This is a genomic window from Aureispira sp. CCB-E, from assembly GCF_031326345.1.
GTDB lineage: Bacteria > Bacteroidota > Bacteroidia > Chitinophagales > Saprospiraceae > Aureispira.
Window position 1 is genome coordinate 4,183,612 of the sequence record NZ_CP133671.1, and the last position, 19,136, is coordinate 4,202,747.

31 protein-coding genes are annotated in these 19,136 nt (G+C 39.4%); 1 reads left to right on the top strand and 30 read right to left on the bottom strand.

Annotated elements, in window-relative coordinates; translation table 11 throughout:
• Window positions 1–22 precede the first annotated feature (22 nt).
• The 14 genes from QP953_RS16305 to QP953_RS16370 form a co-directional block, all read right to left on the bottom strand.
• The gene (locus tag QP953_RS16305; protein WP_309551848.1) at window positions 23–1,237 is read right to left on the bottom strand and encodes a hypothetical protein; all 1,215 of its coding nucleotides are present in this window, start codon (window positions 1,235–1,237) and stop codon (window positions 23–25) included.
• A gap of 65 nt (window positions 1,238–1,302) precedes the next feature.
• Window positions 1,303–1,866 carry a peptidoglycan recognition family protein gene (locus QP953_RS16310; protein ID WP_309551850.1) on the bottom strand — a complete coding sequence of 188 codons (564 nt, stop codon included), beginning with the start codon at window positions 1,864–1,866 and terminating at the stop codon, window positions 1,303–1,305.
• 3 nt (window positions 1,867–1,869) lie between these two features.
• The gene (locus QP953_RS16315; protein ID WP_309551852.1) at window positions 1,870–2,055 is read right to left on the bottom strand and encodes a hypothetical protein; all 186 of its coding nucleotides are present in this window, start codon (window positions 2,053–2,055) and stop codon (window positions 1,870–1,872) included.
• A gap of 33 nt (window positions 2,056–2,088) precedes the next feature.
• Complete coding sequence (locus tag QP953_RS16320; protein WP_052596285.1) at window positions 2,089–2,274, bottom strand: hypothetical protein; 186 nt, start codon at window positions 2,272–2,274, stop codon at window positions 2,089–2,091.
• Window positions 2,274–2,660: a hypothetical protein gene (locus QP953_RS16325; protein WP_309551854.1), complete on the bottom strand. Its 387-nt coding sequence runs from the start codon at window positions 2,658–2,660 to the stop codon at window positions 2,274–2,276. The genes QP953_RS16320 and QP953_RS16325 overlap by 1 nt, the downstream gene beginning before the upstream one ends.
• A 5-nt stretch (window positions 2,661–2,665) precedes the next feature.
• Window positions 2,666–2,938, bottom strand: coding sequence for a hypothetical protein (locus tag QP953_RS16330; protein WP_309551855.1), 273 nt, complete (start codon window positions 2,936–2,938; stop codon window positions 2,666–2,668).
• Window positions 2,939–2,949: 11 nt separating this feature from the next.
• Entirely contained in the window at window positions 2,950–3,549 is a 600-nt protein-coding gene (locus QP953_RS16335) for a hypothetical protein (protein WP_309551856.1), read from the bottom strand.
• Window positions 3,549–3,995, bottom strand: a complete 447-nt coding sequence (locus tag QP953_RS16340) for a hypothetical protein (RefSeq protein ID WP_052596275.1) — start codon at window positions 3,993–3,995, stop codon at window positions 3,549–3,551. The genes QP953_RS16335 and QP953_RS16340 overlap by 1 nt, the downstream gene beginning before the upstream one ends.
• Window positions 3,996–4,009: 14 nt before the next feature.
• The gene (locus tag QP953_RS16345; protein WP_309551858.1) at window positions 4,010–4,900 is read right to left on the bottom strand and encodes a hypothetical protein; all 891 of its coding nucleotides are present in this window, start codon (window positions 4,898–4,900) and stop codon (window positions 4,010–4,012) included.
• The gene (locus QP953_RS16350; RefSeq protein ID WP_309551859.1) at window positions 4,884–5,228 is read right to left on the bottom strand and encodes a hypothetical protein; all 345 of its coding nucleotides are present in this window, start codon (window positions 5,226–5,228) and stop codon (window positions 4,884–4,886) included. The genes QP953_RS16345 and QP953_RS16350 overlap by 17 nt, the downstream gene beginning before the upstream one ends.
• Window positions 5,228–5,533, bottom strand: a complete 306-nt coding sequence (locus QP953_RS16355; RefSeq protein ID WP_309551861.1) for a hypothetical protein — start codon at window positions 5,531–5,533, stop codon at window positions 5,228–5,230. The genes QP953_RS16350 and QP953_RS16355 overlap by 1 nt, the downstream gene beginning before the upstream one ends.
• A 3-nt stretch (window positions 5,534–5,536) precedes the next feature.
• Window positions 5,537–5,806, bottom strand: a complete 270-nt coding sequence (locus QP953_RS16360) for a hypothetical protein (protein WP_309551863.1) — start codon at window positions 5,804–5,806, stop codon at window positions 5,537–5,539.
• A gap of 93 nt (window positions 5,807–5,899) precedes the next feature.
• Window positions 5,900–6,580 carry a hypothetical protein gene (locus QP953_RS16365; protein ID WP_309551864.1) on the bottom strand — a complete coding sequence of 227 codons (681 nt, stop codon included), beginning with the start codon at window positions 6,578–6,580 and terminating at the stop codon, window positions 5,900–5,902.
• Window positions 6,580–6,915 (bottom strand): hypothetical protein, encoded by a 336-nt coding sequence (locus QP953_RS16370; protein WP_309551866.1) that lies wholly within the window; start codon window positions 6,913–6,915, stop codon window positions 6,580–6,582. The genes QP953_RS16365 and QP953_RS16370 overlap by 1 nt, the downstream gene beginning before the upstream one ends.
• Before the next feature lie 485 nt (window positions 6,916–7,400).
• On the opposite strand from QP953_RS16370, the gene QP953_RS16375 reads away from it, so the two are divergent.
• Window positions 7,401–8,165 carry a hypothetical protein gene (locus QP953_RS16375; protein WP_309551868.1) on the top strand — a complete coding sequence of 255 codons (765 nt, stop codon included), beginning with the start codon at window positions 7,401–7,403 and terminating at the stop codon, window positions 8,163–8,165.
• A 46-nt stretch (window positions 8,166–8,211) separates the two neighbouring features.
• On the opposite strand, the gene QP953_RS16380 is transcribed toward QP953_RS16375, so the two are convergent.
• From QP953_RS16380 to QP953_RS16455, 16 genes are all read right to left on the bottom strand, one after another.
• Window positions 8,212–8,826 (bottom strand): hypothetical protein, encoded by a 615-nt coding sequence (locus QP953_RS16380; RefSeq protein WP_309551869.1) that lies wholly within the window; start codon window positions 8,824–8,826, stop codon window positions 8,212–8,214.
• Between the two features lie 2 nt (window positions 8,827–8,828).
• Window positions 8,829–9,422: an N-acetylmuramoyl-L-alanine amidase gene (locus QP953_RS16385; RefSeq protein WP_309551870.1), complete on the bottom strand. Its 594-nt coding sequence runs from the start codon at window positions 9,420–9,422 to the stop codon at window positions 8,829–8,831.
• Window positions 9,423–9,427: 5 nt separating this feature from the next.
• A complete protein-coding gene (locus QP953_RS16390; RefSeq protein WP_309551871.1) occupies window positions 9,428–9,847 on the bottom strand; it encodes a hypothetical protein in 420 nt (139 codons plus the stop codon).
• 40 nt (window positions 9,848–9,887) lie between these two features.
• Window positions 9,888–10,361, bottom strand: a complete 474-nt coding sequence (locus tag QP953_RS16395) for a hypothetical protein (RefSeq protein ID WP_309551873.1) — start codon at window positions 10,359–10,361, stop codon at window positions 9,888–9,890.
• Window positions 10,362–10,369: 8 nt separating this feature from the next.
• On the bottom strand, window positions 10,370–11,083 hold the full coding sequence (locus QP953_RS16400; protein ID WP_309551875.1) for a hypothetical protein: 714 nt from the start codon (window positions 11,081–11,083) through the stop codon (window positions 10,370–10,372).
• Window positions 11,076–11,978 carry a hypothetical protein gene (locus tag QP953_RS16405; protein WP_309551876.1) on the bottom strand — a complete coding sequence of 301 codons (903 nt, stop codon included), beginning with the start codon at window positions 11,976–11,978 and terminating at the stop codon, window positions 11,076–11,078. The genes QP953_RS16400 and QP953_RS16405 overlap by 8 nt, the downstream gene beginning before the upstream one ends.
• A gap of 213 nt (window positions 11,979–12,191) precedes the next feature.
• On the bottom strand, window positions 12,192–12,578 hold the full coding sequence (locus tag QP953_RS16410; protein WP_309551878.1) for a hypothetical protein: 387 nt from the start codon (window positions 12,576–12,578) through the stop codon (window positions 12,192–12,194).
• Between the two features lie 65 nt (window positions 12,579–12,643).
• Window positions 12,644–13,030 (bottom strand): hypothetical protein, encoded by a 387-nt coding sequence (locus tag QP953_RS16415; protein WP_309551879.1) that lies wholly within the window; start codon window positions 13,028–13,030, stop codon window positions 12,644–12,646.
• Window positions 13,031–13,217: 187 nt separating this feature from the next.
• Window positions 13,218–14,066 carry a hypothetical protein gene (locus QP953_RS16420; protein ID WP_052596239.1) on the bottom strand — a complete coding sequence of 283 codons (849 nt, stop codon included), beginning with the start codon at window positions 14,064–14,066 and terminating at the stop codon, window positions 13,218–13,220.
• A 54-nt stretch (window positions 14,067–14,120) separates the two neighbouring features.
• Window positions 14,121–15,296 carry a hypothetical protein gene (locus tag QP953_RS16425; protein WP_309551881.1) on the bottom strand — a complete coding sequence of 392 codons (1,176 nt, stop codon included), beginning with the start codon at window positions 15,294–15,296 and terminating at the stop codon, window positions 14,121–14,123.
• 71 nt (window positions 15,297–15,367) lie between these two features.
• Complete coding sequence (locus tag QP953_RS16430; RefSeq protein ID WP_309551882.1) at window positions 15,368–15,775, bottom strand: hypothetical protein; 408 nt, start codon at window positions 15,773–15,775, stop codon at window positions 15,368–15,370.
• A gap of 6 nt (window positions 15,776–15,781) precedes the next feature.
• A complete protein-coding gene (locus QP953_RS16435; protein ID WP_309551883.1) occupies window positions 15,782–16,249 on the bottom strand; it encodes a hypothetical protein in 468 nt (155 codons plus the stop codon).
• Window positions 16,218–17,672: a hypothetical protein gene (locus QP953_RS16440; RefSeq protein ID WP_309551884.1), complete on the bottom strand. Its 1,455-nt coding sequence runs from the start codon at window positions 17,670–17,672 to the stop codon at window positions 16,218–16,220. The genes QP953_RS16435 and QP953_RS16440 overlap by 32 nt, the downstream gene beginning before the upstream one ends.
• Window positions 17,673–17,872: 200 nt before the next feature.
• Complete coding sequence (locus tag QP953_RS16445; RefSeq protein ID WP_309551885.1) at window positions 17,873–18,058, bottom strand: hypothetical protein; 186 nt, start codon at window positions 18,056–18,058, stop codon at window positions 17,873–17,875.
• Window positions 18,059–18,085: 27 nt separating this feature from the next.
• Entirely contained in the window at window positions 18,086–18,385 is a 300-nt protein-coding gene (locus QP953_RS16450) for a helix-turn-helix domain-containing protein (RefSeq protein WP_309551886.1), read from the bottom strand.
• Between the two features lie 10 nt (window positions 18,386–18,395).
• The gene (locus QP953_RS16455) at window positions 18,396–18,689 is read right to left on the bottom strand and encodes a hypothetical protein (protein WP_309551887.1); all 294 of its coding nucleotides are present in this window, start codon (window positions 18,687–18,689) and stop codon (window positions 18,396–18,398) included.
• Window positions 18,690–19,136 lie beyond the last annotated feature (447 nt).

The following is a 19,136-nucleotide window of genomic DNA, read 5'->3' on the forward strand; positions in this document are numbered from 1 at the left end:
TTGAGTTCTGTATTTATTAAATCTAAGTACGAGTTATAGAAGTGAGATAGTAGCCACCAGCAACACCGCCATAAACATACGTTTCTGTTATTGTCAAACCTAAAAGCGTGCTAGCATGAACAATGGTATGAATACGACGATCCGTTGCATTTCCTTCATCTAGATAGCTTGTTGTTTGTGTGTAATCATTGGCAACAACTATTTTTTCATAGTTGCTTTTTACTAAGTTTTCACAAATGGTCGTTAGCGTTTCCTTTAGAGTGTTTTCTGAAGGAAAATTACTTGTAGGCAAAAACACACCCGTTAGATTCTTAGGGCTATTATCTATTCCTAAATAAGTTGCTCCAACAGGAATGTTGTTTTCAATGGTCAACAGCTCTTTAACTAAATTGTGATAAGAGAAGTTAGACGGCAACACTCCTAAAGCTTTTAATTGATAGGTAGCAGGATAATTTACATTACTTGCAAAAGGTTGAACTAGAACTCTAAAGTCTTGATAATTGGTGACACTATTATCATATTTTAGTTCTATAATTTGTTTGTTACCATTAGAGCGACCTAACCTAAATGTATCACTAGATACAGATAAAATGGTTGTTGGCGTTCCTCCATCCATTTTTTGAAAATAGAAATAATACCTATTTTGATCTATATTTGTTGCCAATGTTTCAAATTCAAAATATAGGCTCATATTCTCTGCCTGAAAAGCATAATTAAAAGGGATAACTAACCGATGACTATTGCTAACAGAAGTCCATTCTACTATATTGGGGGTTTGTTCCTCCTGTACAATCGTAGGCACGGTTCCACCTCCTACACCATAGGTTTCCGAGGTCACTGCATCATAGACAATTCCCTCTAATGAATCGCTGTCAATGCCTATTGTTAAAACGGTCTCAAAGTCTGGTTTATCTATAATTTCTTGAAGCTTTAAATTCAACTCTTCCAATTTGGCAATATTAGAATCATTGTTCACTCGTTGAAAAAGCGTTGATAATAAAAGCAACAATTCATTTCTAGTTCCACTAAAAGCGACACCTTCTACTTCTGTCACTTCGTTGCTATCCAATTGTATGGAACTTTTTGCTTTATACCTACTTGCTTCTTTAGATATTAGAATGACATTTTCTTTAATAGAATGTAAATGCAAAAAAACATTATCTGATATGATATGTAAAATCTCGTCTTGATTGTTTTGGATAACAATATTACCCTTTGAATTGCTGTTTATTTTCATTGGTTTTAAGAATTAAGCTTCGTTTGTAAAGAGGTGGCATACAAGGCTATTTTTTCGGCTCTGAATCATGCGAATTGATACTTTTTTAGGTGCTTTTCTAAATGATGGCCAGGGCAGGACGTTTGCCCGAACTCTTTGTGACCATTGACCGCCAAAGATTGTGGTAATTGTCTGCGGAGATGAGCGATCAAACGCCCCAAACTTTTGAGCTGTGCGGCACTGGGTTCTTGTTTGGTAAAATCTCCACTCAAACAAATACCAATCCCTCGAGTGTTATGTCCTGCTACATTGTAAGAAACCTTCGTTAGTGGATTGCCTTGTATAATATCGCCGTTGACCTCGATCACAAAATGGTAGCCAATTCCCGGCCATCCTCTCGACTGTACATGATAACGGGCGTAATCTTCGGCGGTCTGTCCAATGCTTGCCGAATGATGGACAAATATTTGGTTGATGCTATCGAGCGACCGTGTTCGGTATTGTTGATTGTTAGAGCGCATTAATTGACGGCTTTTGTCTATAATGCGCACTTTTCGAGTGGCAGCGGTTACGACCAAAACCACGACCAACAACAGCCCCAAGAATAGGACTTTTTTGTTTTTGTGAATGATTGTTAAAGGACTGCTCATGGCTTAGATCATTTCTAGTGGGTTTCGCTCTTGGGTTGCTGTGGTCGTTTCCTCCTGTCCTAGCGCATAACCAATGGCACCGCCTGAATAAGGAATAAACAACATGGAAAACACCCAATATTTCCAACCTCTTTGGGTCTTTAGTCCGTAGGTGAAAATTAATAGGGTGACAATTGCACCGCCTAACATCGCACTATCTGTTTTTTTCATGGTTTTAGTTTTTTAAGGAGTACCTTTGTGGTACAACCAACGAAAGAATAAAAGAACCATCAACAGCAATAAAACAGGGTATGCCAATTTTAATAATTCTTCGTTAAAGGTGGGTTCCTTTTTGTCCTCTTTCGCTGAATTATACCACAAAAAGCCTGTTGTACTTGCTCCAATGATTAAGGGTATAAAAAAAGGCATTAGGAAAGGGCTTTAAGGAGTTGATTAAGGGTAATGCTTGTTTTGCCTGTGTATTTTTTTAGCATCGTTTCGGTCAGCGCTCCAAACTTCCCATCTTCGACCAAAAGCGGCGTAAAAGTAGGCGTGCTTTGGCGGTGCTTGTCGTTCAAAAGTTGCTGCAATTTTCTTACCTGTGTGCCACTACTTCCTTTCTTTAAGACAATATCATTTTCTGAAAGTGTTGAGGAGTTGGTGCTGACGGTTGTTGCAGCAGGAGTAGACGGCAATTTCTTCGACTTACTGAAGAAAGTTTTTAGAACATCTCTTTTAACATAAACGATAATCAAGGCAATGACAACAAGCCCCCCAATTAGGGCTTGTTGGTTCTTTTTTAGGGTCTTTTTCATGGTCTTTATTTAGATTTAGCAAGGAGCTGCTTGTCTCCTTTGGAGACCACCAATTCCTTTGTGGTTGCTTTTTCGCTTGTAGTTGGTTTTTGGGTTGGTTTATCAGAAACAGGATCAACGGCAAGCGGTTCTTTTGGCGCTTGTTCTTGGGTTTGTTTAGAATCCATTTTTGCCGCTTTTTTATCTACTTCTTTTTTCTTAAAATAGTACGCCACACCACCACCGACTACCAAGATAAGAAGCAGGGCTAAAAATTTGAATTTGTGTTTTTTGAACATGATTTGTTAGGTTATAAAGTTCTAAGATTAGATGTATTGTTGACATTTAGGCTCTTTTGTTCGCCTGTTGCTAAGTTTACGTTTACTTGTTTTAAGGTCTGTCCTTTTAAGTCTAAAATAGATAAACTAACAGGGTCGTTTTTCACAGCAAGTGAGCTGCCCATTTTATCGCCTTTTGTTTTTGGGCTTGTAGCTCTTAGCTTCAATTGTTGAATCATAAAAGAACCAAAGCCTTTTTTAACTTGGATCATTGGTGCGGTGACACCATCTTCAAAAATGCCTTTGTAACGAACGCCTTGATAGTGCATATCGTACTCAAAACGCCTGTTATTCGTGTCTATATCCGAAACAACAATATCCATTTGCACCGCTTCATTGGTTGTTTTACCTTGGTTGGTTACGGGATTGGTTACTGGAGTCTTTGTAACAGGTTTGTTATTGGTCGTTGCTCCGATCGCTTTGTTTTCGAGGATAGGACTTTCGACAGAATCGCTCAACGCTGAGGGGCTTGTTTTTTCCTTGTCTTTCTTCTTTTTCAGCACGACAAAAGCAACCGCTCCGCCCACCCCAAAAAGAAGAATTACAACTAGTATGATAAATATATTTTTCATTATTTTATGATGTCTTTTAGGTTGTTAATACGCTGATAGATCAAATCAAAATAACTCAATGCTTGTAGTCCTGTATTTACGTTACAATCCACATTACAGGCTTTCATGTGAACTTGAATGTCTATGCCATATTTGACTTTGTAAGCTCTTACCGCTGCCATAAATCGAACTGAATCTAAAGAGTACAATTCTTTGATGGGATCACAACGTTCTGAAAAATCAAAATAATAACGGGTGGTTAAACCTTTGTGCAACCGTTCTAGAAGTGGATTGGGATCATAAGTCACGGTTTGCCCGTTCTCGTCCTTGATATCCACTTGTACGTCTATTTCTCGTTGCTCCTTCTCTGTTCTACCTTGCAACTTTCCAAGAACAAAGACCACCATTAGCACCAAGACCAACGCACCAACACCATACAGCATCTTTTTTTTATCTGCTTTTTTCATCTGTTTTTAAAGGTTTAAAGGCGTCTTATTAATCCCTCTCGTTCTAGGGCTGCTATTGCTTCCAGTCGGGTCACTTTGTCGAAAAAATCCATTTGCGCTTTCCACTCTTTCACTAAATTGTACATTCCCCAAGCGGCAAAAACACCTTTTCCGTTGCGCTTCTCGTCTACCATCCGACGATCATCCACATTATGACCATTCACCAACTTAAAGAAGTCTAAGCCCGCTCGATCGGCTTTGTACCACCATATTTGGTCGGCGCTGTGCAGGTGAGCACTTTTGTTTCCATACATTAGATTTAATCCCACCGAACCAAACCACCACGCATTCCCGCCATGCCTTACACTTGTTAAGTTGTAGCCTTGACCATCTTTGGATAAAAAGTTTTCAATATCTGCTCTTAGTGGGTCGGCATCGGGTTCAAACTTCCCGTAAACGGGATAAGTTAGGTATTGACCACTTGTGGCACCATCTACCAAACCGAACATTTTATCAATCGCTTTATTGGCGGCCGTACTAAATGCCCTGTTCCCTACTAAGGTTCGTCCCACCTTATGCTTGGCTCGGACAAAATCAGCGTCTTTTTTATTCAATTGTATCTTTTCCATTCGATCCCGTATCAAGCGCAAACCATCGGGCGAGGTCATTAATACGGCTGAATATTCGGGCGTCTTGTCGGGGCTGTCCTTGTTGACTAGCCCACTGTGTTGCAGCTCTGCTTCTGTATACAAACTCGTGGCATCCGTTCGACCTTGAACGGGAGGAGCTGCTCCTCCTTTTCGCTGCTCGGGTACTTTGTCCTCTTCTTTTTGGGTCACCATCCAAATGGCAAAACCACCACCACCTAAAATCAAGACAATGGCAAGGAGCAACAAGGGTAATTTTAGGTTATTGGCTTTGTCCATTTTTTGAAGAGATTAAAAGGATGATGAATAAAACCACCGCTACTCCTCCTCCGATCCAAACATAAGGACTGACTTTTTTTTCGGGTGGTGGTGGTGGCGTGTAGTTCGTTTCGGTCGTTGGCGTTTTTCCTGTAAACAAGGACACAAAATTCGTGATGCTATCCAAACCGCCTGCACTTGCTTCGATGATCTCTGCCGTGTCGTTGCCTTTGGTGCTTTGAGCAGCTTCGCTTCGCTTTTCACTCAAGGTGCCTGTTTTGCCGCCAAACTGCCCTTGAAAGTCGGGTTTATCAAATTCAAATTTGATTTTATTTAGTCCTGTACTCATTATTTAGCGGTTTTGATAAGGTTAAAACAAAGTGCCAACAAGACCAAAACAACACTTCCTTTAAAGGCTAGGCTTATCCCTTTTTCAAGCCCGCAATACACACATTTTTTATCTTGTATCGGAGTTGTTGGTGGGGCTGTTGGTGTTGGGGTAGGATTTGCCACTAAAGTGGGTTCTTTGGGCTTGGGCGTTTCTTCTACAAGCTTTAAGGCGGGTTTTTCTGCCTTGGGAGGGCTGCTTGTTGTGGTGGCTGTTGGGCTAATAGTCGCCGTATTTCTTTTTTCTGATAAAGTGCCTAAACTCATGAGTTATTTGGTTTTTGAGGTAAAAGAATAGAGGAGTATGATTAGGACGATCGCTGCAACTACTGAACTACTAATGATAAAAATTTTAGTCCGTTGTTTGCGTTCTGCTCGATCTCTAGCGTCTTGGATGACTTCGGCTTGAGCTTGCGCTCCAAAAATGTTAGCCAAATCTTTGCCGCTTAGTCCGTGGTTGCCGATCCCGCCGCTTAATAGGTCGATCCCTATGTCGCCTGTTTGTATATCGCCAACAACGCCCGTTTGTGCTAATGCCATAGAATTGGGTTTTGTATTTTATGGATTAAAAAAAGCCAATCACCAACACTTTGGCAATTGGCTTTAGTTATAATTAGGGTTTAGTTTTGGGGCTTATTTAATGTAAGTCGTCTCAATGGTCATATTAACCGCAACACCTTTGTAAATAGGCATTTTTAAGAAGGAAAAACCATCTAAATAGGCGTTGATCCCTGTTAGGGTTCTAATGGTCGTTTGTTGGTCTTTAGAATCTGACTTTGGATAAACATGGTTGTTGTCTCCTGTGCTTGTTCCATCGTGTGCAAATTGACGCTCAACCACTCGACCAGTAAAATGTTTGTCATCGTCTGCATCTACGTGAATCCCATTGATACGCAGAGCGGTACCACGTTTTGCCAAATCGGCAATAATGTTCAAGGTGTCTGCTCCAAACGTGCCACTAACTTCTAGTTTGTTGTGAGGCGTGGTGTCTACTCCAAAAATAGGCAAGCTATCGGCATTTACCCCCAATAATAGATCTGTTTTGGCTGGGTTTTCTGCCACATTCGGCATCAATACCGTTAGCTCTATTTGTCCCTCTTCGCTGTGTCCTTTTTGGCTAGAAATTAAAGAATAATTGGCATCAACAATGCCTCCTTCTGCCTCTACTTCGCTGATTAATTCCCATTCCAATGGAGCATCCGCAGGCATTGGCATATACGACTTTTTGCCGTTAATCATGGCATTTGGAGTGGCCACACATAACTCAGCGGTGATAGGGGTGTAAATTCGGATTACTTCGGTTTTCTTCATCATTAAGATTTAGTTTTTAATTGTTGTTTTAAAAAAGAGTACACTTGCTTCAACTTGCTTTGAAACCATTGAAAAGACTGTTTAATAATTGCTTGGTTGGTCACAAAGAAAAACACCAAAGAAATTAGCATGAATAGGCATTTAAAGGTATCTAGTAGTATGATAATGCCTTGTTGGTGGGCGATGCTCTGAGAGAGCGTGATAATTGCCTCCGCTTGATTTTTTAAGCCGTTTAACAAGAGGTCTTGTACTAGGCTGTCGATTTGGTCGCTAAGGTTATAAACACCAACATTAAAAAAGGTGAGTAGCCAATTGAAGGGCTTTTGTAATGCTTTCATTCTATAGGAATTTTTTCTTTATCACCATCAACAAAAGGACGGTTACTCCGACCAAAGCAATGGATAAATAATCTAGTTTGATCTCAAACACAATTTCGTTTGGAATTAGCATAAAAAATAGGGTTTAGTTTTTCATCGTAGAGGGTTTTTAGGGTTTGTTTTTGGTTGCTTTGTTTAGTGTTACAAAGATGAGGCAAAAAGTACCACAAAAGCGAGTTTTTATGCCTGTTTCAGGGCGTTTTGTGGCGTATTTCGGGCAATTACGCCTATTATGTGTTACTCTAAAAACTGGGGCGTATATGTTTGTTTTGAGGGGGTTGCAAAGAAAGTTTTTTTTGAATTACGGCTGTTGTTTGTAGTTTGGGTTAGAAATATTGAAATAAATAACACTACATACACAAAATACCTATAGGAACTTTCTGTCATGTATTTTTGTATTAAAAGATAAACTCTCTCATCATTTTTTAACTCAAACACCCCTGCATATGAAATTTTCAAGTCTAAATAAAACAATTAATCTATTTATTATTGGTGCATCAATCCTAGCTAATTACTGTATTTTAGAATATACCCTAGGGCTTAATTGGCTTAATATTCCACACACACAAATATCAGATGGAATAAAACCTACCTTGCTACTTTTAGCTATACTTGTGTTTGTTTTTCTTGGACTAATAATAGAAGCAATGTCACTTTTTTTGAGAGAAATACTTCGAACTCTTTTTAATAAAAAACAAACTATCAAAAGTTCATTAATTAAATTAACGCCAATAGGCAGAATGGCAAGCCACTATGATTATTGGAAAGAAAAATATATTATTCTTTTAAAAGAAAATGGTAATATGTTCTACAATAACATTGAAAGTAAGCATATTAGGGGACTTGGTGCTCAATCTCTATTAGATGAAGCTCCTTTACACCTAATTGAATGGGTAGTAAAGCATCACGCAACTTATCTTTTGGCATTTAATTATATCATTTTGGTATCCTTGAATGTTATTTTTATACTTTGTTCTTCTATTTCTCTCCTTTATAAAATCCCTATCATATTAGGGCTACTAGTTATAATCTACCTACTAGTTATTTTAGCTATAGACAAGTTCACTTATTCCTATACTTTAGTCTACAGGTTTGCTGCCAAAAAGATTGGAATTGAATCTAATAATTTGATAAACAATCAAAATGATACAGGTTCTACCGTGAAAGATAGTCTAGGCAAAAAAGATGAACTAAATTTTGATATTGAATAACTACTAATAACAACCTACATATATCAATTTTTAGTTTCTTATTGATCTACTTTTTTAATTGAAACAACCGAACCCCAACATTAACACTATGCACATTCTGCAACAAATCATAATCATAACCAACCGCCCAACCCTTCGCAGAAACAAATTGTAACCCAAGCCGAATGCTTGAAAATTGATTCACATTCCCACCAACGCCACCCGTTAGCAACAACGTACTAACGGGCGTTGGAACAGGCTTTAAAACCTCTATTTTCTTAGTAATCAATTTGGGTATTTTCAACTTATAATCCAAAGCATTCTTCAAAAGCGATCCTTTGACCGTCGATTCATAATAAAGCGTCAAATTCTCGTCCTCTATACTATCCCTATATAAGTTTGCCTTTTCGTGCTTAGAAGTATCAATTTTAGCGGTTGGAACGCTGCTCCCTGTACTGTCTACATAAACAATAATAGGCTTTGGGGTGGGTTGCCTTGGCATTTGTATAATAATAGGCGGTGGTGCTGTCGTGTCGATGGATATAATTCTTTCTTGAGGCGGTGCTGTTGGTTCTGTTGAAAAGCGAACGTTTATTATATCCGAGAGCAAATAAAAGGTACTAAGCGCAAGGTTTGCAATAAGCAAAATATACAGCAATCTATTTTTGTTTTGATTCGTCATGGCTAAGAATGGTATTTAATAAAGTTTTCGATAATATCCACCACATAGGCGGCAGCTCTGTCTCTTCCCTCACTCGATAGCAAGTACTTTTTACATTCCTCGTAATTGTCCATAAAGAACAGCTCCAAGATAATGGCGGGGTTATCTGTCTTGGCAAGTATATCCCAATTCTTGCGTTTGATCCCTCGAAATTTACTTTCGGGAAAATGCTTTTTAAATAAAACTTCTGTCCATCTTGCCAAAGCTTGGCTTTTGGAACTGGACTGTCTAGCGATCCACGTCTCGCAACCATGACCACCGCCTGCATTAGAATGTAGATCAATTAAAAAAGTCCTCTTTTGACTCTTTTTGTATAAGTAATCTGCCCTTGAAATTCGGGTACCCATTCTAATATCTTGCTGTTCGGGTACCAAATCATAAAAAGGAATGCCCTTGGCGGTGAGCTGCTCTATAACACGGGCTTTAATTGCTCGGTTGTATTCCCCCTCGTAAATGGTCGTTCCATCCTTAAAAGTGTATCGTTTGCCCTTGGTTTGGTACACGCCGCCAATCATGCCGCCGTGTCCATTTCCAAGAACTGGAATTAGTCTGTTCATGGTCTTTAGGAGTTGTTTAAATCGGTTTGGTGTTCGCCTTGAACCTCAAACCTTGTTTGATGCAAATAGGCTTCTAAAATACGGTTGGAGTGACTCTTTTCGTATCTTGATTGTTTGCCTTTGGCTTTGATTCGTTTGTTGTATTTCGGCAGATAGTAGCGTTTTAAAACCGTTTCGATGTTCCGAAACAATAAATGGCTTTGGACCACTTCAAACGTAAGGCGATTGCGGTTTAAGTGGCTCAAGCTGCCGCCTTTTTGAAAGTGCCGCATCACTGCCTTGTAGATGTTGTTGGACGATCCTATAAAAAGGACCGTTTCATTTCGGCGTATGAGATAAATGCCTGTTTTCTTGCGAAATCTACTTAAATGCTTTTGAGGAATCGGAGGTTGAACGGTCAAAGTTTCTGCTTTGACGCTCGTCATAAATTAGGTGGTTTATAGATTGTTAGAAATAGAAGGATGCTTAAAATTCAAAGGTATTAAAGAACTCGTCTAGGTCAATCACTTTGTTGCCCTTTTTGGTCACTTCTGTAAATACAAATTGGTCGCCTTCTCCATAGTGAATCAATAGACGTCTATTTTTTAAAGCTTTCAAGACCAGTTTTGTTGTGTTTTCTGTTCCCAATTCATCCAGGACATAACCTTTGAGAACTTCGGGTAGGGTCTCCAATTGCTTTTTAAACAATTCTTGAATCAAGGCGCCTGCATCAAACGCTCCAACCTCTTTTTTGTGGTGGTCAAAGAATTTACCAACGGCGTGATTTTCCATTTTTAGCAAGACCAAAGACGTTTCAAAAGGATTGCATTGATGTTTGTCTGCTGTTTCTAAGAACAAAGAATCTAGCATCATGCTTAAATCTTCTCTAATCTGTGGCAAGCGCTTAAAAAATAGTTTCTTAAATTGGGCTTTGGGGCTTAATTTATCAAAAATGTTCATCGTTTAAATTACTTTTTTTTAGTTTTTGAATTGGTTGTAGAAGTACGTTTCTTTCTTGGTTTTTTGTAAGGGGTATAAGTCATTTTTCCTGTATTCATTTCTAAGGTGCAATAGCTGTATTGAGGTGCCACTTGTAATTTTTCATAGGCGGCGATCATCTTTTTACTGTGTGGAATTTTATCCGCACTCGAGAAACAAGGCGCTACATTATTCACAAAAAAGCGGGCAAAGGTCAAGGCGCCCCACGCTCCTACTGGAAACTGGCTTGGCATATGAAAGACCACCCCCAACCAAATGTCCACGTGTTTCGATCCAAAAAACAGAGAGTTCATTTCAAAGGTTAAACGGCTACCAATAATACCCACCGCATCATCAATAATAAAAAAGGTACCTTCGTAGCCTTCCTCGGTCATTTCTAAGAACAACAGATCTCTAATTTTGCGGTGTCTGCCTCTTCTTGCTCGAACCTTTTTTCCTCTAAACAAACGCATAAAAGAGCTTTTAAAATCGTGTAGTTTGCCTTTGTATTCAAAAAGCAGCGTTTTGCCTTTTTCGTCAATGTCTAGCTTAATAGAAACGTAGCCTTGCCAGTCCTCCTTCCTGCCTGCATTGTAGACAAAAATCGTCTCTCGTTTGGCACTATTCGCAAACTTTTCCATCGCAAAGGTTTTGCCCGAATGCGGCCGCCCAAAATGCGTAATGACAACGGGTTTATTATCCATAGCCTAATATTTTTCTTATTTCTCTGTCCTTTTTCCCTTGGTCGAGCAGCTCCTGCACTTCGGGGCTGGGCAGCTCGTCCGCCAAATCTACTTTTAAATAAGTACCTTTTGCCGTTCGGTTGTATTTCCCCGCTGCATTGGTCTCAAATACTTTGCGCTGCTCTTGGTACTCTTTTAAATGCGTGTAATCCGTTTGCTGCTCGCCTTCCACTTCCTCTGCTTCTATTTCGGTGGCATTGGTTTCAGTCATCGGTTCATTTTCTTTTGAAGCTGCTTTTTTCTTTTCGGCAGCTTTTAGTTTTTTCTGTTCCTCCTTTTTCAACTGGAAGCGATCCAACAAGGCTACACCCAAAGGGGGCAAACTCCACATCGCTAAAGCTGCCATTAAAGCCCCAAAGGGCGATAATTCGGTGACTTCTTTGGTCGCTAAATATTCTTTGATACACTCGAGTAAAATCTCTTTCATTTCCTCATCCGCCACATACTCGCCCAAATGTTCCCCACTAATTTTACTGCAGAGATTCGCTTTCAACAAATCCGCTTTATCCAAAAACTTTGCCCCCAATCGTTCCAAGTTTTTGCGGTTCTTTTCGCTGCTGATCCGTTCGTTTACTTGCTCTACTTTTTCAGTTGGTGGCGGTGTATTTTCGTCGCCCTGGTAATCTTCCAAGGGGTCGCCCTCTCCTTCCTCTATTTCCTCCAAATCGCCTTCCTCTTCATCCTCTTCTTCCTCTTCCCAATCGTTCATCAATTGGTCAAATTCCGTTTCGTCCTCCTCGGTATATTCCTTGTCCAAATCCTCCATAAAACCATCAAAATCGCTTGCTATTTCTTCTTGAAAATCGTTCGATTCTTCGTTCATGGTTTCTTGAATTGGGGCTGTTGGTTCGTTCATGTTTTTTAGGTTGTTTTTTAGGTTTTTGAAATTCTTTTGAAATCATTTTGTCAGCACTTTTGAAAAAATATAGTAAAAATCTTGAAAAGTGCTTTTTTAGCCTTTAAACGCATTTTTTTGCTTTTGAAAGCGTTTTGAAACAATTTTGAAAACGCTTTGAAATTCTTTTGAAATCCTTTTGAAAATGCTTTGTGAATGGCTTTGATTTTTCTTTTAAATCGCTTGTAATTCTTTTAGAATTTCTTTTAAATAATTAATCGCTTGTATCCTTCCCAACTGTTCAGAAATCGTTACTTTTTCAAAGCCTTCTGAACGATCCGACAAAAACAAGGGATCATCCTCTTCAATATCAAATAAAGCGTTGTACTCCTCCTCTTCCAGTGCTTTTATTTTTGCTTCAATTTTCGCACAAGCAATGCGCTTGGTACGGTCGGGCTGTGGGTCGCTTTGGTGATTGCCTTGTACTTCTTTTTCTTCCTGTTCTTGAGGAATTGCTCGACATTTGCTCACGTTTAAAATAGTCGTGCGAGTTACTTTGTAATGCGTGCCTAAAATGGCAATTTGAGAACCTTTGCTTAGTTTTAAATTTTGATTGCTCACGATAGATAATTTTAAGGTTATTAGATTAGTGATAGAATGATTAGTGATAGAATGGATTGTAAAAATTAACAGCGGTTTTGTTGGCGGCTCTTTTTTGCCAATTTTTTGCGCTTTCTGCGTTTGGCGATGGCTTTTTCTTTGCAGCGTTGCTTCTGATCTATTGGAGGGCTATAACTCGGCTCTAAGTCGTCCCAAGCCAAAGAAGGAGGCGCATTTTTTTCGAGTTTTTCTACGGAGAAGAACTTGCCATTAACTAAGACTTTGTGTTCTTGTCTATACTTGTAAAGTCCTTTTCTTCTGTTTAAGGCTTCTTTTATATCCTCTTTTTCAACTTTGTTTTTATCGGTAAAAAACAGATTGATAAAAAAGAACACGATCAGAGCTAACAAGCCCACCACGGCAAAAAAAGGTAGGCCAACGACAATTTTTAGAAATTTTAAAAAGTGATGCATTGATTTAAAGTTTAGTAAGTGAATAAGATGCTCTTACAAAACTATGGCACACCTATAATAAAAAAAAGGCTTGCTAGCCCTCCCCCCTTCATTTTGTGGCGTAATTCGACACTTTTATTCCTAAAACAAAAAAAACACCCCGTTTTTTGGAGTGTTTTTCTTGTTATACTGCTTTGATCTTTGATTTTTACATTCCACAAAAGCCACTGTTACATCCTTCGGATTCAAATAGATTTTGTGTGAAATTTAGTTTTGAAATATAGTTATAAGAAATGTTCTTTTTCCAAGTACCTTTGCCCTTCCCTTCTTGATTGGCAAACCATTGAAATTTATTAGGCTGTTCTATACTCTGTTGTTTCAACAGAGCAGCTGGACGATGAAAGCAGCCCACACAATTGTTTAACTCAGCAAATCGAATCAATTTATCTTTCCAAAAATTTTCAATATCCACTTTGTCTATCCCATCTTCTATTAATGGAAATTGAGGCATTCTCCATGCAATATTTACCCATTTATTTAGTCCTTTATGCCTTCCTTTGGTGTGCCTTTCAAACGTTGCTTTATACACACTTAAATTATCTTCATTAAGGCTCTCAATCATCGTTTTGGCTCTTGAAACTTCGGTGCATCTATAGCCAATATTCATTTTTACAGGTTCGGCATTAAAGTACTCATGCCACCAATGAAAAATTGGGTCTATCTTCAACCACGTTGTACAATAACGGCGATGTATAGATGGTAACCAACCGCCTTTGGTCTCTAATACTTTTTCAAAAGTTAAGCCACTTACCCAGTGTATTTTTTTACCTAAATGCTGTTCCAAATCAAACATCGTATGTATGATTGTATCATCTTCTAAGGTTCCGTTAAATTCCTTATCTATTCGGCGTTCTACTTTTCGAGCTAAAGCTCTATCCTTAAATCTGCATTGCTTGTCCTCTGTTCTGACCAACGCAAATACTAAGGCATCACTTTTATAATTGGCAGCTATATAAGCAGATGTTTTACCACCGCTTACACTTGAAACTATTTTCATTTTCTCTTGTATTTTAAAACACAAGCCACCAATTAAAGTGGCTTGTATCGTGGTTTATTTATCCTCCTTCATCCGCTCCTTCCTCGCCTCAATCATACACACTCGAGTACAATATTTATGATTCGCTGAGCGATGCACAAAAGGCGTCGAACAGGTCGGACAAATCCTTGTAAACTCCTTTTTTACCTTCTCTACTTCAATAGTTTTCTCTGTAACTTCTTGAGTTTCGTTCACTTCCTCATAATCAATAAAACTTGCTTTTTTATGCTGCCTTGGACTGCCCGAAACTTCTGCAGTTTCGGGGTGAACTTCTGCAGTAACACTTGAAACTTCTGGAGTTCCTTTTTCCTGTTTTTCAATTACTTGCATTGAAACTTCTGCAGTTTCGCTCTCGTCTTTTTCCTTTTTACACTCCGCATGATACCACCACGAAAAACACAACGACAACAAGAAAAGCACTTCAAAAACTACTGCAGTAATCACCAGTTGTTTGCCCAATTCTTGCCGTTGTACTTGGACTCGTTCAAGCTCGTTTTGATAAGCAGTAGTGGCTGCTATTTGTGCGCTTTGATTCGCTTCGTTTAAAGCTTTTAATGCCTCGTCTTTTTCCATTTGTAGCGCTTTGATATCTTCGTTGTATTCTTGAATCACCAAAGCATCTTTAGACGCTAGGCGACCTTTCCACGTTCTATTTTCTCGGTACTGGTTGCGCTCGGCTTCCTTGTCGGCGATCCGTGCTGCAAAGTCTGAATGAATAGCATCCGAACTTTGAATGCTTGCTTGCATTTCCACGGCATCCGAAATAAAAAAATCGGGTAAGATTTTAGCCCCTTCTACAGAAATATAAATACTCGCACTGACTGTAATCAAAGCCAGTAGGGCAGGAAATTTTTCAACCTCTTTGTATTGAAAAATGCCTTTCATGACATCGTTGGTCGCTTCTCGTTTGATGGCTTCTATGGCCAACACCAACACCGCTGAGCAGGCAACTCGGGCAATAATATGCACCCCAACAAACAAATACGACAGCATCATAAATGCCGTGGTGAGGCTTGCCAGTTGAGCAATGACACTCATGCCATCAAAAGCTGCGTTGGCCATTGCAAAACGCTCTGCAAACCGTTGGTGCTTGAATTTTTTTTCTAAAGTCGTATTTAATCGACCATGAAAAATTTTAAAATTGAGCTTTTTTCTAGCTTCTACGTGTGGATTTTTTCCGAAAGTTGTCATATCTTAGCTGTTCATACATTTACAATAGGGGTGGTCTAACCGTCATATCTAGGCGGCCCCTTTTTTCTTTTTTATAATAAGCTTAATCCTGTCTTTGAATTGATTTCTTGTTCTTGTAAGCGGTCTAATATCGGTTGCAAATAGCCTATAAAAAACGTCGTATCTTCCTGTTCTTCCTCCAAAATTTCTAACTCTACCGAAAACACATAACGAAAGCAATATTTCTCTAATGGTGTAAAATGAAGGGTCGAAAAACTTTGCATGGCTTTGCCTTTTTTTGCCAAGGTTTCCAGCTGTTTTGATACCTTAATATAAATTTGGGTCAAGGCACATTTTATCAACTGTTCCAAACTGCTGTTGGCCGTTCCGTTCCTAAGGTAGTTGGTCAGCCATCCGTGCAGCTGTTTCCAATGCGAGCGTTGTAGTTGCAAAGGAATCCGTTGCTGCTCTAGGCTGGTGTATAGTTTGTAATCACTCATGTTGTGTTAGTTTAAAAAGCGACCATTTTCATACGAATTAATTTTCTTACCCTCCACATATATATCTATTCTCAACACATCTTTTGTCCAGTACTGATGGATTTGCTCTAAATCGTAAATGCGTTGGCTAATTCCTTTTTCTATGCCCGTTCTGCGCTTGTAGGAGCTGGTCGGAATGATGTACAAGGAATAGGCGGTAAATTGGGCTTTGTACCTCTTTAAATTCAAGCGCTCAACACCTGTTTTCGGATGGTAATAAGCAAGAATGGTATTGCTGCCTATTTCTCGCAGCGTTGCCCATTTCCATGACTGTCGATGCTTGGTCAAATACTTTTCAATGCTCTTGAGCTGCTTCTCATTTTCAAACTTCATCGTTTGGTAATTTGTCCGATCCTTGAACAGGATATGCACGTAACCAAGGTATTTTTTTACAACTTTTGTTTTAGGCGCTTTGTTGGCGTTGGAGGTGTTCATCGTTTAGCAATGGTTTAAATTTTTGTATGAATAAATTCGTTAATTCTTGTCTTTTTGATGCGTTGAGATTTGGATCTCGTTTGATTCCCTGGTACCATTTCCAATAAGCTTGATTGGTCAGCTCATACACTCGTTTGGCACCATCACTTTGTAACAGCTCTAGCATTTTGCTGTAATGGCTGTTTATCCATTGCACTTGCTCAAAATAGGCTTTGGACGAGCGATTTTTATCAAAATAGTTCGCTTGAATCCTGTCCCAATCAGCCACAGAATAGCCAAAGGCTTTTTGAGCTGCGGTCGAGCTTAGATAATTCACAGGATACCACAAAGCATAGCCTTTCTTTTTGGCGTGTTTTTCTTGCTTGATGATGGCGTGTGCTACAATTTCCACCGCTGAGCGCTCTACATTCGGCAGCCTTGCCGCAAAGTTTTTAAGCATTCTTGGTTGATTCTTTGCCACCAAATAAGCGGGATTTTTTTCAAAGCTTTGAATCTTTGCTTTTCGATAGGCCTGTACGTGCTGAGCGGCTCGATCTAAGAGACTTTCTAACAGCAGTTGACACTCGGTGTTGGTCTGCTCGTTGAACACTCGATTTTGATACAAATTGTAGCGCATCAATTCCCACAGCTTGAAGCTAGAAAATTGTTTTTTGCTCCAATTTTGCGGCGGAAAAGTTGGAAATGTCACGGGCTTAGACTTGTTTTCTCGTCCTTTATTCTGAATATTTAATGGATTCAGCTTGCCGACAGGCAAAGCCGCTTTATCCACACTGGATGGAGTATTAGTTATTGATTTAAGTTCTTTATCTCTATATGGTAAAGTACTTGTACCTATTTGCGGTAAACTTTTCTCTATATCCTCAAAAAAAGAGGCATCGTCAGAGACCGCAGAACCTTGGTATTTTGACTTCATGCACAGTACTTGTGGGTTTATCCACAACTGAAATTTACCACGTCCTTTGGGGCTTTTTTCGCACGGGAACGGGTTTCTTTTTCCTGTCTGTACATAGTTTACTTTCTCGGTCACAATGCCAATCGCTTCTAGCAATTTGATTTGATTGTACACGGTCTTATCCTTGGGAGTTAAGGACGCATGATTTTTGGTATTGTTCAGCATGGTTTGCAAGCTCGGAGTGGTCGTAAAACAAAAGTACTGCCCTTTTGCTCGACATTCATCGTAGAGCGCTCTTTGATACTTTTTGATGTCTGCCATCGTGCCAATGACCGAACGAATAACAGCGTGAAATAAATCATGGGTATAGGCAGTAATCCGTTTATCACCTTTCTTTCGATTCTTATGGTACTGCTCCATCATATCCTTGCCCGCTTGGTACGTTGCCTTTTTATCAATCATATCTATAAAAAAAGACTCTTTCTCGGAACTTTTCACAACCCTTGCCTGTATGTTTAGTTGTTGGCTCATTCATTGAGTTTTAAGAGGGCGACACTTTCCACGGGCGCCCTCTTATTTTTAAACAATAAAAAATTAGAAATCATCGGCATATCGGTCGCCGTAACCTACAAGCTTAACACTTGTTTTCTCGAAACTGGGAAGAGAATCGAACTCTTCTAACAACCGTTCCAGTTTACCATGATGGCTTTTTTTTGTTTTTAATGATTACTTTAATCCCTTGTTTGCAACAAGGCTTTTATATCGTGCAGCTCCGTTTTTAAAGCCTCGTTTTGGCTCTGAACGGTTTCTAAGGCTGCCTTGATGTTGTGGTCTGAATTTGCTCGTATTTTCAGACAAATAACAAAAGTGATCGCAAGGACAATGCCTGCGGCAATCAGTTCTTTTTTTATGCTCATGCTTCTTTTTTTTGATGGTTGATAACATTAGTCAAAACAAGCCCAATGTTTTAAATGCTCCTTTCGGAAATTCAATATCTCTTTGAGCGGAAAAAGTAGTCTACCTTCCTTTTTACGCTTCTTTCCTGTAATTAAACCCTGTTGATTATACGCTCTAACTGTCCTCGGTTTGACATCTAGTAGCTTGGCAGTTTGTTCGGTGTTGATGTAGTTGTAATCGTAAATTTTCCCTCGCTCTATTTCGCTCTCTAATAGCTCTATGGTTGCTCTCTGTTTCGCTATTATCTGCTTTAGTTCCTCTATTTGGTCGACTTGTTGTTCAGTCATGGTATTTTTTTTATTGCTGACCGAGCAGCCCCTTGTATTCTGCTGCGGTTAGACGATCATAGCCAATTTTGTACTGGTCGATGACCTCTAGTAACTTGCCACCCAATACCTTATTTAGTTTTTGGATGGTCTCTAATTCCATTCGTCTAGGATGGTTCAAACTGATGTTTGTCCGTCTCAGACTGCAGTTTAGTTTCTCGGGCAATTTGTTAAAGTCTACCGCCAATAGGCGACTTTCTACAAATTGGCGAAATGTTTGCGTGATAGCCGTTGTTTGGCTGTTTTCCGTGCTGTTGTTTGCCATAAAATCTGTTTTTGGGCAAAGCTCCGCCCTGCCAAATTCGCTACAAAAACGACTTTGGTAAGCTTACTTTGTGTGTAAATGAAATTGGTTTGGCTCTAGTAGAGGGAATCGAACCCTCTTTGCTCGGGACGTGAGCAGCTTTACTGGCAAGCACTAGAGTACAAATAAGGAAGATGCAAACCCTTGTGGCTCTATTGTTTTTTTTTGTCTAACTGAGTGCGTAAAAAAGGAAGCTCGCAGCTTGTCCGCAAGCCTTCCTTCTATTATAGAAACACTCAAACTTGACCTATACTTAGCGTTCTAATGAAGGGAATCGAACCCTATACAACCACCTTTTTGGTATTAGAAATTAGTTGGACGCTAGAGATCGCTCCCTAGTTATTGTTCCTATTCCCCCAATGGAAAAATAATGCCTCTTTGGCACGTCCATGACCGTTCAATCTTTTG

Coding starts and splice junctions, on each gene's coding strand:
- QP953_RS16415 (WP_309551879.1), bottom strand. CDS start 13,030: ATGCATCACTTTTTAAAATTTCTAAAAATTGTCGTTGGCCTACCTTTT.
- QP953_RS16355 (WP_309551861.1), bottom strand. CDS start 5,533: ATGAGTTTAGGCACTTTATCAGAAAAAAGAAATACGGCGACTATTAGC.
- QP953_RS16400 (WP_309551875.1), bottom strand. CDS start 11,083: ATGGATAATAAACCCGTTGTCATTACGCATTTTGGGCGGCCGCATTCG.
- QP953_RS16340 (WP_052596275.1), bottom strand. CDS start 3,995: ATGAAAAAAGCAGATAAAAAAAAGATGCTGTATGGTGTTGGTGCGTTG.
- QP953_RS16430 (WP_309551882.1), bottom strand. CDS start 15,775: ATGAGTGATTACAAACTATACACCAGCCTAGAGCAGCAACGGATTCCT.
- QP953_RS16370 (WP_309551866.1), bottom strand. CDS start 6,915: ATGAAAGCATTACAAAAGCCCTTCAATTGGCTACTCACCTTTTTTAAT.
- QP953_RS16395 (WP_309551873.1), bottom strand. CDS start 10,361: ATGAACATTTTTGATAAATTAAGCCCCAAAGCCCAATTTAAGAAACTA.
- QP953_RS16445 (WP_309551885.1), bottom strand. CDS start 18,058: ATGAGCATAAAAAAAGAACTGATTGCCGCAGGCATTGTCCTTGCGATC.
- QP953_RS16310 (WP_309551850.1), bottom strand. CDS start 1,866: ATGAGCAGTCCTTTAACAATCATTCACAAAAACAAAAAAGTCCTATTC.
- QP953_RS16375 (WP_309551868.1), top strand. CDS start 7,401: ATGAAATTTTCAAGTCTAAATAAAACAATTAATCTATTTATTATTGGT.
- QP953_RS16425 (WP_309551881.1), bottom strand. CDS start 15,296: ATGACAACTTTCGGAAAAAATCCACACGTAGAAGCTAGAAAAAAGCTC.
- QP953_RS16350 (WP_309551859.1), bottom strand. CDS start 5,228: ATGAGTACAGGACTAAATAAAATCAAATTTGAATTTGATAAACCCGAC.
- QP953_RS16405 (WP_309551876.1), bottom strand. CDS start 11,978: ATGAACGAACCAACAGCCCCAATTCAAGAAACCATGAACGAAGAATCG.
- QP953_RS16435 (WP_309551883.1), bottom strand. CDS start 16,249: ATGAACACCTCCAACGCCAACAAAGCGCCTAAAACAAAAGTTGTAAAA.
- QP953_RS16440 (WP_309551884.1), bottom strand. CDS start 17,672: ATGAGCCAACAACTAAACATACAGGCAAGGGTTGTGAAAAGTTCCGAG.
- QP953_RS16315 (WP_309551852.1), bottom strand. CDS start 2,055: ATGTTAGGCGGTGCAATTGTCACCCTATTAATTTTCACCTACGGACTA.
- QP953_RS16390 (WP_309551871.1), bottom strand. CDS start 9,847: ATGACGAGCGTCAAAGCAGAAACTTTGACCGTTCAACCTCCGATTCCT.
- QP953_RS16325 (WP_309551854.1), bottom strand. CDS start 2,660: ATGAAAAAGACCCTAAAAAAGAACCAACAAGCCCTAATTGGGGGGCTT.
- QP953_RS16385 (WP_309551870.1), bottom strand. CDS start 9,422: ATGAACAGACTAATTCCAGTTCTTGGAAATGGACACGGCGGCATGATT.
- QP953_RS16320 (WP_052596285.1), bottom strand. CDS start 2,274: ATGCCTTTTTTTATACCCTTAATCATTGGAGCAAGTACAACAGGCTTT.
- QP953_RS16380 (WP_309551869.1), bottom strand. CDS start 8,826: ATGACGAATCAAAACAAAAATAGATTGCTGTATATTTTGCTTATTGCA.
- QP953_RS16330 (WP_309551855.1), bottom strand. CDS start 2,938: ATGTTCAAAAAACACAAATTCAAATTTTTAGCCCTGCTTCTTATCTTG.
- QP953_RS16420 (WP_052596239.1), bottom strand. CDS start 14,066: ATGAAAATAGTTTCAAGTGTAAGCGGTGGTAAAACATCTGCTTATATA.
- QP953_RS16345 (WP_309551858.1), bottom strand. CDS start 4,900: ATGGACAAAGCCAATAACCTAAAATTACCCTTGTTGCTCCTTGCCATT.
- QP953_RS16305 (WP_309551848.1), bottom strand. CDS start 1,237: ATGAAAATAAACAGCAATTCAAAGGGTAATATTGTTATCCAAAACAAT.
- QP953_RS16450 (WP_309551886.1), bottom strand. CDS start 18,385: ATGACTGAACAACAAGTCGACCAAATAGAGGAACTAAAGCAGATAATA.
- QP953_RS16365 (WP_309551864.1), bottom strand. CDS start 6,580: ATGATGAAGAAAACCGAAGTAATCCGAATTTACACCCCTATCACCGCT.
- QP953_RS16335 (WP_309551856.1), bottom strand. CDS start 3,549: ATGAAAAATATATTTATCATACTAGTTGTAATTCTTCTTTTTGGGGTG.
- QP953_RS16455 (WP_309551887.1), bottom strand. CDS start 18,689: ATGGCAAACAACAGCACGGAAAACAGCCAAACAACGGCTATCACGCAA.
- QP953_RS16360 (WP_309551863.1), bottom strand. CDS start 5,806: ATGGCATTAGCACAAACGGGCGTTGTTGGCGATATACAAACAGGCGAC.